The following is a 13,169-nucleotide window of genomic DNA, read 5'->3' as shown; positions in this document are numbered from 1 at the left end:
ATGGTTTTTGAGCGGCTCTGGTCCTCGTCTAAATTTTGGGCGGGCTGCTCGAATTTCGTGAGGGTGCCGCCGTCGAGGTTCTCCGGGGGCTGCCTCTAACCAACTGAAATCAGATTACTTTCCATTTTCATGAAGCTGGCACGCAACTTGTATGTTGCGGTGCGGCCAGCTTGTCATTGGTGCCTGCTGAGCCAAGTCCCACAGCAACGAAGCTGATTGGACCGTCGGGGTGCGAAGCTGGCTCAAGCCAGCCGAGTTCTCCGCGGGTCGCACAATTTTCCGTCGATACCACCCAGGTGGCCGCAGGAGCTTCGTTACCGACCATGAAAATCGATACCGTCTCAGTCGACTTTACCGACGAGCAGAAGCGCTATCTCGAAGGCTTCACGACCGGCCTCCAGATCAGCCGCGTCGGTCGCGGTCTCGGCGGCGGCGCCGGCAAGGCGAACGCCGAGCCGACCGGTCCCGATGCCGTACACATCAAGGCGCAGGACAAGGTGATCGCGTCGGGCAAGAAGCTCGCCGATCAGGAGAAGTTCAAGCGCGACGAGCATCCCTTCGATGCCTATCCGCGGCTGCGTCAGCAGGCGCTCGACAACGCGCCGCCGAGTCCGGCGGACAATTTCCGCTGGCGCTATTACGGCATCTTCTATGTCGCGCCGACGCAGGACTCCTACATGTGCCGCCTGCGCATTCCGAACGGCATCATGAAGCACTGGCAGATGTCCGGCCTTGCCGATCTCGCCGACGAAACGTGCGGGCCGTACAGCCACGTCACGACGCGGGCCAACCTGCAGCTTCGCGAGATCCCGCCGAAGCACGCGATCAAGCTGATCGAGGGCATCCAGGATCTCGGCCTGTGCTCGCGCGGCTCCGGTGCCGACAACATCCGCAACGTGACGGGCACGCCGACCGCCGGAATCGATCCGCAGGAACTGATCGACACTCGGCCCTTTGCGCGCGAGTGGCACTACCACATCCTCAACGACCGCTCGCTCTACGGCCTGCCGCGCAAGTTCAACGTCGCCTTCGACGGCGCCGGCAGGATCGCGGTGCTGGAGGAGACCAACGACATCGCCTTCACGGCCTATGAGGTGAAGGACGGCTTCGGCGTCGAGCCCGGCATCTGGTTCCGCCTCGGCCTAGGCGGCATCACCGGACACAAGGATTTCGCAAAGTACTCCGGCATCATCGTCAGGCCGGAGCAGGCGACGGCCGTCGCGGATGCGATCGTGCGCGTCTTCATCGACCATGGCGATCGCACCAATCGCAACAAGGCCCGGCTGAAATACGTGCTCGACGCCATGGGCCATGACGGCTTCCTCAAGCTGGTCGAGGAACGGCTGAAGACGCCGTTCACCCGTGTGCCGGAAGAGGCGTTCGCGCCACGGCCCGCGGCCGACCGCATGGCCCATATCGGCGTACACAAGCAGAAGCAGGACGGCCTGAACTGGATCGGCGTGTCGCTGACGCTCGGCAAGCTCACCTCCGACCAGATGCGGGGCCTCGCCAAGGTCGCGCGCGACATCGGCGACGGCGAGATCCGCCTGACGGTCTGGCAGAACCTGTTAATCCCGGGTGTGCGCGACGAGAATATCGAGCTCGCGATTGCCGCGATCAAGCAGATCGGGCTCGCGGTCGAGGCCTCGCATATCCGTGCCGGCCTGATCGCCTGCACGGGCAATGCCGGCTGCCGTTTCGCGGCTTCCAACACCAAGCGCAATGCCGCCGAGATCGGCGACTGGTGCGAGCCGCGCGTCGCCATGGACAAGCCGGTCAACATCCACGTCACCGGCTGCCATCATTCCTGCGCCCAGCATTACATCAGCGACATCGGCCTGATCGGCGCGCGCGTGCCGGTCAACGAGGAGGATACGGTCGAGGGTTATCACCTCTTCACCGGCGGCGGCTTCGGCCCCGACGCCGATGTCGGGCAGGAGGTCTATCACGACCTCAAGGCCGAGGACGCGCCGAAAACGGTCGAGGGGCTGCTCAAGGCCTATCTCGCCCATCGCTCATCGCCCGACGAAACCTTCCTCTCCTTTGCGCGCCGCCATGACGGCGAAACGCTGCGCAAGCTTGCCGATGCACAGGTGTCCGCATGAACCAGATCACGCCTCCGCCGAAACTCGACATCATTCCCGCCAGCGCGCCGTTCTCCGACGCGCAGCGCTCCTGGCTCAACGGCTTCTTTGCCGGGCTGCTGTCGCCTGATGTGGCGACGCCCTTGTCGGCGGAGCAGGGCGCGGCCGTCATGCAAGCCGGCGACGGCGACGACGGCGAAGCGCCATGGCACGACCAGACCATGCCGATCGCCGACCGGATGAAGCTCGCCGAGGGCCGTCCCGTGCGCCGCAAGATGATGGCGGCGATGGCGCAGCAGGATTGCGGCCAGTGCGGCTACAATTGCCACGACTATTCGGAGGCGATCGCGGGCCGCAGCGAAGCGCGGCTCAATCTGTGCGTCCCCGGCGGCAAGGAAACCGCGCGGATGCTGAAGTCGCTGTACGAGGAGCTGGACAAGGCGCCAGCGGCGAAAGCGCCCGAGAAGGCGGACACGGTGGCCGCGCCGGCGGTGACCGTGACCATCGCCGAGCCGGGCCGCTCGCGCGACAATCCGACCGAAGCCACCTTCCTGTCGCGCCGTCTCCTCAACAAGGGGAAGTCGGAGAAGGAAACCTATCACATCGAGTTCGATCTCTCCGCGAGCAAGCTCGACTACGTGGTCGGCGACAGTTTCGGCGTGTTTGCGCGCAACGATGTCGGCCTGGTCGACCAGATCATCGCACTGCTCGGGGCGTCCCACACCACCAAGGTCAACGGCAAGACGCTGCGCGAGGTGCTGATCGACGACGTCTCGCTGTCGCCGGCACCGGACTCGCTGTTCGAGCTGATCTCCTTCATCACCGGCGGCGCGCAGCGCGAGAAGGCGCGGGCGCTGGCGCAGGGCGAGGATCCCGATGGCGATGCCGCGACGCTGGACGTGATGGCGGCGCTGCAAAAATTCTCCGGCACGCGTCCGCATCCCGAAGCCTTTATCGAGGCGCTGGAGCCGTTGCAGCCGCGGCTCTATTCGATCTCGTCCTCGCACAATGCGACGCCCGGAAAGCTGTCGCTGACGGTCGATTCCGTGCGCTACGTCATCGGCAAGCGCAAGCGCATCGGCGTTGCCTCGACCTTCCTCGGCGAGCGCATCAATGAGGGCGAGAAGCTCAAGGTCTATGTGCAGAAGGCGCACGGCTTCGGCCTGCCGGAGGACCCGAAGACGCCTGTCATCATGATCGGTCCCGGCACCGGCATTGCGCCGTTCCGCGCCTTCCTGCTCGACCGCAAGGCGACCGGCGCGCCAGGCAAGAACTGGCTGTTCTTCGGCCATCAGCGCAGCGATTGCGATTTCTTCTACCAGGAAGAGCTCAACGCGATGAAAACGTCGGGTCAACTGACGCGGCTGTCGCTGGCCTGGTCGCGCGACGGCGAGAAGAAGTTTTATGTTCAGGATCGCATGCGCGAAGTCGGCCGCGAATTGTGGACCTGGCTCGCCGACGGTGCGCATCTCTACATCTGCGGCGATGCCAAGCGCATGGCCAAGGATGTCGAGCGCGCGCTGGTCGACATCGTCGCCCAGTTCGGCGCGCGGTCGACCGACGAGGCCGTCAGTTTCGTCGCCGAGCTCAAGAAGACCGGCCGCTTCCAGGCCGATGTCTACTAAGCCGAAGCGGGGTCAGCGTGAATCGTCTCGGCGGAGCAACCGCCGGGCCTCATGCTGGAAGCCTGCTTCTACTGTGCATGGGGTTGTTTTCGACATTTTGGTTTGGGCAGAGCCCCGGCGCCTTGAGTCCGACTGTCATCCCACTGTCATCGGTGCCGGTTCCAGCTGGCTCGGATCTTAACGAATAAGATTCTCGGAACCGGGACTTGAGCAGAATTTGCGCCTGCAATCGGGCCGTTCCAGAGAACCCGCATCGCTATTTCCGCGAGTGTCTTGCCCGACACCCCCGTTGATCCTTCATACTCCCGCAAATGGGGCGTTGGAGATCGACCATGCGCGAACTATCGGCGGAAGCCAGGCTGCACTTCTACGCGCGCTCGCTCTCGCGTCGGACCGGGGCGAGCATGCACCACGTCGCGCTCTACAGCGCCTTCGCCGTCATCGCCGCGATCGTGTTCGGCACGCTGTCGGTGCACCCGTTCTGATCACGCTCCGCGCTTGAACGGCGCGACCTCGATCCCGGCATCCTTCAAGGCCTGACGCAAGGTCCGCGCGATGTCGACCGCGCCGTGCGTGTCGCCGTGGATGCACACCGTGTCCGTGCGCATCTTGATGACCTTGCCGGTCACCGAGACCACCGCGCCGTCCTGCACCATGCGCACCACGCGATCGGCGATCGCCTTGGCGTCGTGCAGCACCGCGCCGGGCTTCTTGCGCGAGACCAGGTTGCCGTCGTCCTCATAGGCGCGGTCGGCGAACACCTCGTGCACCAGCGGCAGATTGGCGTCTTCGCCGGCCTTCACCAGCTTGGAATTGGCGAGCACGACGAAGATGAGATTGGGATCGACCGCCTTGATGCCGGCGGCGATGGCCTTCGCCGTCATGTCGTCCTCGCAGGCGACATTGGAGAGCGCGCCATGCGCCTTCACATGCGTGACCTTGTGGCCGGCGGCAGTCGCGATCGCCTGCAGCGCGCCGATCTGGTAGGCGACGAGGTTCTCGATCTCGGAGGCCTTCAGGCCCGCGATCGGATGCCGGCCAAAACCGTGCAGGTCGCGGTAGCCGGGATGCGCGCCGACCGAGACGCCGCGGGCCTTTGCCAGCTCCACCGTCCGCCGCATGATGTCGGGGTCGCCGGCATGGAAGCCGCAGGCGACGTTGACCGAGCTGGCGAGGTCGATCATCGCGGCGTCGTTGCCCATCTCCCACGCGCCGAAACCTTCGCCGAGGTCGCAATTGAGATCGATTGTGTTCATGGGTGCTCTCCGCCTCTTGTTGTGGCTTACGGCTCGGCCGTGACCTGCCAGGTCCCGGCATCCATGGCGCTCACCGCATAGCCCGCAACGTTAGCATCGCTGAGCGCCTCGATGTTGAGCTCGACGGTGTCGGAGGAGCGCAGGCGATCCGGCAGGTTGCGGATCAATTGCGCGAACTTGCGCGCCTCGTCCTGCGCCTCGGCCATCGTGACCTGCTGGAAGCGGAACGCGGTTCCCGCCGAGGTCTGCGCGAGGCGGCCGACGTCAGCCGTGATCACGGTTGCGATCTTGGGATAGCCGCCGGAGGTGCCGCGATCCATCATCAGCGCGATCGGCGAGCCGTTGCCGGGCACCTGGATGCTGCCGTTGACGGTGCCGTCGGAGACGATGTTGTGGCCGTGCAGATGCTTGATGGCGGGGCCTTCGAGCCGATAGCCCATGCGATCGGAGGTCGCTGATATCTTCCACTCGCTGTCCAGGAACAGCGCCTTGTTGGCGTCGTCGAACTCGTCGTCCTGAGGCCCCAGCAGCACGCGGATCGGGCCACTCACAGGCTTCGGCAGTTCGATGCGCAGCTCTGGTGCTCCGCTGGCGGCATCGACCGTGAACTCGTCGCCGGCTTGGAGCGGGCGCGGGTAGGGGCTGCCGAGCCCGGCGCGGGCGTTCACCGCGAGGCTGCCGAACACCGGCTCGCCTTTGATCCCGCCTTCGATCGCCAGATAAGTGAACGCGCCCCCGCGGGCAAAGCCCAGCGTCAGCGTCTCGCCGTCCTTCAGCGTGACGGAGGTGTCCATGGCCACCGGTTTCCCGGCGACGTCAGCATTGCGCGGCGCACCGGCGATGGCGACGCGCACGGCGCCGTCCTTCGCGGTGAACGTGGCGCCGAACGGGCCGATCTCCACAGTGGCTGCAAACGGATCGTTGCCGACCAGCGTGTTCGCGGCGGCGAGCGACAGGCGGTCCATGGCGCCGCTGACCGTCAGGCCGTAGCGCTGCGCGCCGTGGCGGCCGCCGTCCTGGACGGAGCTTGCAGGACCGATGCTGGCGACGATGAGCCGGCTCATGACGTTACCTGCTCGGCGACGATCTCGCCGGCCTCCGCGGCACGGTCGAGCTCCTCGAAGGTCTTGTGGTCGATGGCGAAAAACGTCACGCGATCACCGGGTTCGGTGAGAAAGGTCGGATTCCGGTGGAGCTGATAGGTTCGCACAGGCGTGCGGCCGAGCAGGTGCCAGCCGCTCGGCGCCGCCAGGCACTGGATGCCCGCCTGGATGCCGCCGATCGAGATCGTGCCGGCCGGCGTGAACAGCCGCGGGCTCTGTCGCCGCGACATGTGCAGGGATTTGTCGAGGCCGCTGAGATAGGACCAGCCCGGCGTGAAGCCGATCATGGCGACGCGATAGTCCCCGCCTGAATGACGGGCGATGATGTCGTCGGGCGTGGTGTTGAGCGCCTTCGCGACATCCTCGAGGTCGATGCCGTGCTCGCCGCCATAGGCGACGGGGATGCGCCAGCGCCGCGCCTTGGTGGCCGGCGGCAGCGGCTGGCTGGCGATCGGGAGCAGCTTTTCGCCGAGCGCGTCGAAGCCGATCTTGCCGGGATCGTAATGCACCAGCAGCGAGCGATAGGTCGGCACCGTCTCGGTGATGCCATCGATGGGGCTTGCCGCGAGCGCCTTGTCGAGCGCGAGCACGCGCTCATTGGCGGCGTCGTCGATGGTGCGGCTGAACTCGACCGTGACGGCACTGTCGCCACTGGGCAGGAGGCGGGGCGGGGGAAGCGTCGCGGCCATGAGCTGTCGAAATCGGGCTTCTCAGGAAACGCGGGCTCAGCTTTGAGTTCCGCTGGTCCCTGCTTCGCGTAAATGCGCCCGCAAGTCCAATAAATTAATGCAGGGGGAAACGATAAAGCCTTGTTATCGCGGCGCATAACAGCGTTGCGGCCCTGCGTTTCCGCACCCCTTTTGGCCCTTGACGGCAAGCGCCCGGCTCGCAAGATGCGCGCGTTCTTTCCCGCCCATCCGGAGCTCGTTCTCGTCCATGTCGCTGTCCCCCGAAGCCCGCAAGACCCTCGCCGGCATCACCACTGCCACCATCACCACGGTCCTGCTGAAGAAGGGCCTGCGCAATGTGTGGATGCGCGGTGCGCGTCCGCTGCGTCCGGGCCTGCCGCGCCTGGTGGGGCCGGCCTTCACGCTGCGCTTCGTGCCGGCGCGCGAGGATCTGGCGACGCCGGAATCCTGGTCGTCGCCGATCTCGACCCGCACCGCGATCGAGGCGATGCCGGAAGGCTGCATCGCCGTCGTGGACGCGATGGGCATCACCGATGCCGGCATCTTCGGCGACATCCTTTGTGCGCGCATGATGAAGCGCGGCGTCACTGCGCTCGTCACCGACGGCGTGGTGCGTGACGTCGAGGGCGTGCTCGGCACCAACCTGCCGGTGTGGTGCGACGGCTATGCCGCGCCGCCGTCGGTTGCGGGCCTCACCTTTGTCGGCTGGGGCGAGCCGATCGGCTGCGGCGGCGTCGCCGTGTTCCCGAACGACATCGTGGTCGCCGACCAGGACGGCTGCGTTCTGATCCCGCAGGCGATGCTCGACCACGTTCTCAATGAGGGCGTCGAGCAGGAGCGGATGGAAGCCTGGATCGTCAACGAAGTGAACAACGGCGCGGTACTGCCGGGCCTCTATCCCATGAACGCCGAAACCAAGGCGCGCTACGCCGCCAGCAAGAAGTAACAGGCAAGGAAACGAGGTACCCCATGGATATCACGCTCGCCGGTGCGCGGCCGACCCGCCGCGCGCCGAAGGAACACTTCACCGGCACTGTGCTGCAGGACCCCATCAACATGGCGCCCGCGCCGGCGCGGCTGAACGTCTCGCGCGTCTCGTTCGAGCCGGGTGCCCGCACCAACTGGCACCACCATCCGCTCGGGCAGACCCTCTACGTGATTTCGGGCGTCGGCCGCGTCCAGACCAAGGGCGGTCCGGTGCAGGAAATTCGTCCCGGCGACACCGTCTGGATCCCGCCGGGTGAAGTGCACTGGCACGGCGCCTCGCCGGGCAACAGCATGTGCCACATCGCCATGCAGGAAGCGCTCGACGGCGTGTTCTCGACCTGGCTCGAGCCGGTGACAGACGCGGAATACGGCGCGCCGCTGGGCTAGCTCTTCGCTCAAGACTTCTCGTGTCCCGGCTCAGCGGCGCAGCGTTACACGCTGTACCGCGTCCGGGACACGAGAACGACTACATCCGCTCCGCCGTCCACGTGCCCGTGCACATCGCGCCGCGCCAGGTGCCGGAGCCGGACGTGCCGCTGAGCCGGCCGAAGCCGACCGCGCGCTTGATGCCGGTGCTCAGCGTGACGTTGATGCTGCCGGCATCCGCGACGCGGCCCGATGCCGTCACCGCAGCACTGCTCGAAGCAATCTGACCATTGTTGATGCCGATCGCGACGGTCGCGCCGTTGCCGCAGGTTTCGCTCGAGGACGAGATGCGGACATTCCACGTGCCGTCGAAGGTGGAGCCCGCGGCATCGGCCTGCGCGAGCGGGAAGGCGATGGCGACAATGGTGACGAGGAGACCTTTGCGAAATCCGTTCATGACGCGCCCCTTGGGGTTGACCACGCGAGGATCGTGTCACGGCTGCTGATGCCGTGATGTGAGGGCTGTCACGCGTGCAAGATGCTGTGTGAGGTGGCGCACCTCGCGATCGTGCAGCGGGCAAAAGCAAAGGGGCCCTCCTGGGGCCCCTTTGTCTTCGTCAGTTTGTCGCGCCCGAACTCAGTTCACGCGCGTCCAGGTCTGGCCGCCGCAGAACATGCCGCCGAAGGCGCAGCCCTGCACGCGGAGGCGGTCGGTGCCCTTCATCGCGATCGTCGAGTCGTAGGTCGAGCCGGTGTTGGGATCGAGGATGCGGCCGGACCATTTCTGGTCCTTGTTCTGATCCTTGGCGGGCTTCATGTTGATCAGGACCTGCTCGCCGTTCTGGTTCGATTTGCTGTCGACCGAATAGCCGCAGAGATTGTTGCCGCACTGCTCGATGCGGACCTTGCCTTCCTTCTCCTCGGTGAGCCAGACGCCGAGCGGCGAATTGGGATCGCGCGCGGCTACTGCCGCAGGGGCCGGCGGAGCGACGGCGGCTGCCTGAACGGGGGCGGGGGCAGGCGCCGGTGCGGGCGGCGGAACTGGTGCCGGGGGCGCGGCCGCTACGGTCGGAGCCGGCGGTGGAGGCGGAGCGGGCGGCACCGCAGCCACCGACGGGGCGGCGCTTGGAGCCGGTTGCGGTGGCGGCACCATCATATCTTCGGCCGGAGCGTCGTTCGCAGTCGCGGCCGGCGGTGGCGGAGCGGGAGGCGCCGCGGCCGCGGGCGTCTGGACAGGGGCCTGCTCGGCTGCCGGAGGCGCGGCGACGGGTGCGGCCGGCGCCTGCGGATCAGCCTTGGCTTGTTGCGGCGCCTGCGGTTCGGCCTTGGGGGTTCCCTTGGTGTCGTTCTTCGTGTCGTTCTTGGCGTCGTTCTTGGCGTCGTTCTTGGCCTTCTTGGCCTTGCCCTGGCCGGTGTTGTCGTACACGCCGGGAATCTGCACGGTGCCGCGGTCCGGATCGATCCGGATGGTACGTCCGCCATATTCGAAGGTGTACTGCGCCTGGGCGGCGGTGCTCGCCAAAAGGAATGCGGCCGTGGCCAACAGCTTCCTCATTTCGGATCTCCTGAACGATTGGTCCCCGGACCGACGCTTACGCCCCGGCGCGATCGCAAAAAGTGATCTAGATCACTGTCGTTCGTATGAGTCGTCCTCCAGCGGTTCCGGGTTCAATAACGCTCTGAACCGGTCCACAATTTGGCCGAGGCCGGCGACAGGAGGACGCGCCTGGAGCCCGTTCCGCTGAAATCGGAACGGGCTCCAGATTCTCGCATGATCGCGTTTTCTTCGCGCGAACCGGTACCCGCTTCGCTTGAAAACGCTCTAGTCGAACCAGGCGGCGTAGATCTTCTTGTAGCTGCCGTCTTCCATGGAGATGTGCAGCCACTGATCGACGAAGGCCTTGAAGGCCATGTCGCGCTGGAGCCAGTAGGCCTTCTCGGAGAAGTCGAACGGCTTGTCCGGATGCACCGCGCAGAGCACGCCCGAATGCTGCTTCTGCTGGTAGCGGGTCTCGGAGGCGTCCGTCATCATCAAATCGGCATTGCCCTTGGCGATCTCGTCGAAGATCACGGTGTTGTCGGGGAAGACGGTGATCTCGGCGTCCTTGATGTTGGCGCGGGCGAAGCGCTCATTGGTGCCGCCGGGATTGACGATGACGCGGGTGCCCTTCTTGTCGATGTCGGCGATGCTCTGGTACTTGCCGACGTCGGCACAGCGCGTGATCGGCGTCTTGCCCTCGCGCATGATCGGCGTCGTGAAGAGGCCCTTCTTCTGCCGGTCGAGCGTGACCGAGACGCCGCCCATGGCGATGTCGAACTGGTCGGCCTCGAAATCCTTCATCAGCTTCGGCCAGGCCGTAGCGACGTACTCGACCTTGACGCCGAGCGCCTTGCCGAGCGCTTCCGCCATGTCGACGTCGAAGCCCGAGAACTGCTGGGTGGTCTTGTCGAGATAAGTGAAGGGCTTGTAGTCGCCGGTCATGCCGACACGCAGCGTGCCGCGCTTCATGATCTCGTCGAGGCGCGAGGGCGCCGCCTGCTGCGCGTGAGCCGAAAGGTTTGCCAGCGCCATCACGGCCAAGGCCGCCAGGATTCGACCAGTCATTCGAACGATCATCTCTTTTCCACCCATGCCCGAGCTGTCATTGTACTGCTCGTCAGGGTGGATTTAGACCAGATGCCAGTCGCTGGCGAGACGGAATTGAAGGGAATTGTGACGTGACGATCTCGATGTACGAGGCCTCGGTCGGCCTCTTCGTGCCTTACCTGCGCAACCTGTCCGTCTTGCTGGACAAGGGCGTCGCCTATGCGGAGGCCCGCAAGTTCAACCCGACGGTCCTGCTCGGCATGCGCATGGCGCCGAACATGTACGATCTGGCGCAGCAGATCGGCGAGGCCTGCCGTCACGCCACGGTCGCGCCGGCCTTGCTGGCCCAGTGCGAGCCGGTGGCGCTGCCGCCGCTGGAGCACGACATGGCCGGGCTTCAGGCGCGCATCGCGACGTCAATCGAGTTCATTGAAAGCTTGCCGCGCGCCGAGATCGATGCGGCCGCGGAATTGAAGGTCTTCTTCAGGCTGAAGAACGGGACCGAGCTGCCGTTTACGGGGCGGACGCTGCTGCTCACCAACAGCATCCCGCAATTCTTCTTTCACGTCACGACCGCGTACGACCTGTTGCGGCACGCGGGCGTCGAGCTCGTGAAGAAGGATTTTCTGGGCAGGAAGTAGAGCATGATCCGACCCGGGCTCATGCTCAGGCTTAGGGCTGCTTACGCTTCGCCCTTGCGCTCGTAATCGGCGAGCGAACTGCGGCCGGCGATCTCGCTGCGCAGCAGCTCGAAACGCCTGTGTGCCTCGTCCTCGTGCTCGTCGACGAAATGCACGGCGGCTTCGCTGGTCATGGGTCCGCTGACCACGGGAGCCGACTGCTCGCCGATGGTCTCGTGGACGTAGTACTGGCCGTCGTCGCCGCGATGAACCGTCCATTTGAGGCGGATCGCGACCATCGGACCGGGGCCGACCTTGCTGTAGCCGTCGGCGTCGGTGTGGTCAGGCACCAGCGGCTGCTCCTCGACCACCGGATGCTCGTCATGTTCGTCGACCAAGTCATGCTCATCGACCAAGTCATGCTCGTCGACCACATGATGTTCTTCGTCGGCCGGATGCTCACCGACAACGACGATCTCGGTCTCGCGAATGATCTCGGTTTCGCGGACGACGAGGGCCGGCTCGGGGTTCTCCAGAATGCTCGCGATGGTCGCCAGCGTTTGGTCGGTCGGGTCGATCTCTGACAAGGGTCCATCCTCCAGCTCGACGCGGCCGGCTAGTCTGTCCCACTGCCGCCGCGGCCGGATATATTACGCGGGTTTGATTAAGGCTGAGTTGGGGCCCGATCTGCACCAAAATGGGACGCTTTCTGGCGTTCCGAAGGCGCGCGGACCAGGCATGCTCCGGAAAAGTACGCAGCGGTTTTCCGAAAAAGTCATGCTGAAACAACAAGCTAAAGCGCGATGAGGTTCATCGCGCTTTAGCCGCCCGCACTTCGGTTTTTCAGCCCAACACGTCCTGATTGATGATGTTCTGGCGGATCGGATCTCCGTCCAGCACACTCAGGATGTTGCGCGCGGTCTGCTCGCTCATGCGGCTCACGGCCTCGACGGTGACGCCGGCGACGTGCGGGGCCATGATGACGTTGGGCAGTGCGAACAGCGCGTTGCTGACCGGCGGCGGCTCGACCTCGAACACGTCGATGCCGGCGCCGGCGAGCTTGCCGGACGTCAGCGCGTCGTAGAGCGCGGCTTCCTTTACGATGCCGCCGCGCGCGGTGTTGATGAGGTAGGATTTCGGCTTCATCCGGCCGATCCGCGCCGCATCGAACAGGCCGACCGTCTCCGGCGTCTTCGGGCAGTGGATGGTGACGAAGTCGGCGTTCGGCAGCGATGCGTCGAGGTCGCTGACCGGCTCGCAGCCGGCGGCCTTGATGTCGGCGGCGGGCTTGTAGGGATCGTAGACCTGCACATTCATTTCCATCGCCAGGCAGCGCTTGGCGGTACGGCTGCCGATACGGCCGAAGCCGATGATCAGCACGGTCTTGCCGTAGAGGTCGAACGGCAGCATGCCGAGCCGGTTGGCCCATTGGCCATCCTTGACGCAGGCGTGCATCTCGTTCGCGCGCTTGGCCAGATTGAGCATCATGAACAGCGCCTGCTCGGCCACGGACGGCGAGTTCGCGCTGCCCGCGACCATCAGCGGCACCTTGCGGCGGGAGAGGGCGGGCACGTCCACGGCGTCGTAGCCGACGCCGATGCGGGTCACCACCTTCATGTCCCTGGACGCCTCGAGCTCGGTCTCGCCAAAGGCGGTGGCGCCGAGCGCGACGCCGTGGACCGGCGCATGGCTCTTGAGCAAGGCCTCGAAATCCTTGGCCGAGATCAGGTTTGGAAACTCGACGAGCTCGATATCGTCCCGCTGGGTGAGGAGGGCGCGTGCCCCTTGCGACAAAGTTTGTGTAACGAAAATCTTCTTCTTGTTGGTCGCCATCGCTCCCTGCCTGCTAGCG

General features: G+C 65.4%; 14 protein-coding genes. 6 read left to right on the top strand and 8 right to left on the bottom strand.

The window, feature by feature from the left end:
- The first annotated feature begins 323 nt into the window (after positions 1 to 323).
- The 3 genes from VGR99_RS34530 (at position 324) to VGR99_RS34520 (ending at position 4,194) form a co-directional block, all read left to right on the top strand.
- Positions 324 to 2,105 (top strand): NirA family protein, encoded by a 1,782-nt coding sequence (locus VGR99_RS34530; protein ID WP_326904419.1) that lies wholly within the window; start codon positions 324 to 326, stop codon positions 2,103 to 2,105.
- Complete coding sequence (locus tag VGR99_RS34525) at positions 2,102 to 3,709, top strand: sulfite reductase subunit alpha (RefSeq protein ID WP_326904418.1); 1,608 nt, start codon at positions 2,102 to 2,104, stop codon at positions 3,707 to 3,709. Before VGR99_RS34530 ends, VGR99_RS34525 begins: the two co-directional genes overlap by 4 nt.
- A gap of 332 nt (positions 3,710 to 4,041) precedes the next feature.
- Complete coding sequence (locus tag VGR99_RS34520; protein ID WP_167561251.1) at positions 4,042 to 4,194, top strand: hypothetical protein; 153 nt, start codon at positions 4,042 to 4,044, stop codon at positions 4,192 to 4,194.
- Here the strand turns inward: VGR99_RS34520 and VGR99_RS34515 are convergent, their stop codons facing one another.
- From VGR99_RS34515 to pxpB, 3 genes are read right to left on the bottom strand one after another with little or no spacing between them, the layout of a single operon-like run.
- A complete protein-coding gene (locus VGR99_RS34515) occupies positions 4,195 to 4,965 on the bottom strand; it encodes a 5-oxoprolinase subunit PxpA (protein WP_326904417.1) in 771 nt (256 codons plus the stop codon).
- 26 nt (positions 4,966 to 4,991) lie between these two features.
- Positions 4,992 to 6,029, bottom strand: a complete 1,038-nt coding sequence (locus VGR99_RS34510; protein ID WP_326904416.1) for a biotin-dependent carboxyltransferase family protein — start codon at positions 6,027 to 6,029, stop codon at positions 4,992 to 4,994.
- A complete protein-coding gene (gene pxpB / locus VGR99_RS34505) occupies positions 6,026 to 6,757 on the bottom strand; it encodes a 5-oxoprolinase subunit PxpB (protein WP_326904414.1) in 732 nt (243 codons plus the stop codon). Before pxpB ends, VGR99_RS34510 begins: the two co-directional genes overlap by 4 nt.
- Before the next feature lie 247 nt (positions 6,758 to 7,004).
- Here pxpB and VGR99_RS34500 point away from each other — a divergent pair, with 247 nt between their 5' ends.
- Together VGR99_RS34500 and VGR99_RS34495 are read left to right on the top strand one after the other, a co-directional pair.
- Positions 7,005 to 7,703 carry a ribonuclease activity regulator RraA gene (locus VGR99_RS34500; protein ID WP_011087336.1) on the top strand — a complete coding sequence of 233 codons (699 nt, stop codon included), beginning with the start codon at positions 7,005 to 7,007 and terminating at the stop codon, positions 7,701 to 7,703.
- Between the two features lie 23 nt (positions 7,704 to 7,726).
- A complete protein-coding gene (locus tag VGR99_RS34495) occupies positions 7,727 to 8,131 on the top strand; it encodes a (R)-mandelonitrile lyase (RefSeq protein ID WP_326904413.1) in 405 nt (134 codons plus the stop codon).
- A gap of 79 nt (positions 8,132 to 8,210) precedes the next feature.
- Here the strand turns inward: VGR99_RS34495 and VGR99_RS34490 are convergent, their stop codons facing one another.
- The 3 genes from VGR99_RS34490 to VGR99_RS34480 form a co-directional block, all read right to left on the bottom strand.
- On the bottom strand, positions 8,211 to 8,567 hold the full coding sequence (locus VGR99_RS34490) for a hypothetical protein (RefSeq protein WP_326904412.1): 357 nt from the start codon (positions 8,565 to 8,567) through the stop codon (positions 8,211 to 8,213).
- Between the two features lie 180 nt (positions 8,568 to 8,747).
- Complete coding sequence (locus tag VGR99_RS34485; RefSeq protein ID WP_326904411.1) at positions 8,748 to 9,665, bottom strand: DUF2147 domain-containing protein; 918 nt, start codon at positions 9,663 to 9,665, stop codon at positions 8,748 to 8,750.
- 267 nt (positions 9,666 to 9,932) lie between these two features.
- On the bottom strand, positions 9,933 to 10,715 hold the full coding sequence (locus VGR99_RS34480) for a transporter substrate-binding domain-containing protein (RefSeq protein WP_326904410.1): 783 nt from the start codon (positions 10,713 to 10,715) through the stop codon (positions 9,933 to 9,935).
- 125 nt (positions 10,716 to 10,840) lie between these two features.
- Between VGR99_RS34480 and VGR99_RS34475 the strand changes: the two genes are divergently transcribed.
- Positions 10,841 to 11,338, top strand: a complete 498-nt coding sequence (locus VGR99_RS34475) for a DUF1993 domain-containing protein (protein ID WP_326904585.1) — start codon at positions 10,841 to 10,843, stop codon at positions 11,336 to 11,338.
- Positions 11,339 to 11,379: 41 nt separating this feature from the next.
- Here the strand turns inward: VGR99_RS34475 and VGR99_RS34470 are convergent, their stop codons facing one another.
- The gene (locus tag VGR99_RS34470; RefSeq protein WP_326904409.1) at positions 11,380 to 11,904 is read right to left on the bottom strand and encodes a hypothetical protein; all 525 of its coding nucleotides are present in this window, start codon (positions 11,902 to 11,904) and stop codon (positions 11,380 to 11,382) included.
- Between the two features lie 256 nt (positions 11,905 to 12,160).
- The gene (locus VGR99_RS34465) at positions 12,161 to 13,150 is read right to left on the bottom strand and encodes a hydroxyacid dehydrogenase (protein ID WP_326904408.1); all 990 of its coding nucleotides are present in this window, start codon (positions 13,148 to 13,150) and stop codon (positions 12,161 to 12,163) included.
- Between the last annotated feature and the right edge of the window lie 19 nt (positions 13,151 to 13,169).

Origin of the sequence: Bradyrhizobium sp. (assembly GCF_035935975.1) — a bacterium.
In the GTDB taxonomy this organism is placed as follows: domain Bacteria; phylum Pseudomonadota; class Alphaproteobacteria; order Rhizobiales; family Xanthobacteraceae; genus Bradyrhizobium.
Note: the sequence above shows the minus strand (reverse complement) of the source record. Positions and strands in the feature narration are given on the sequence as shown.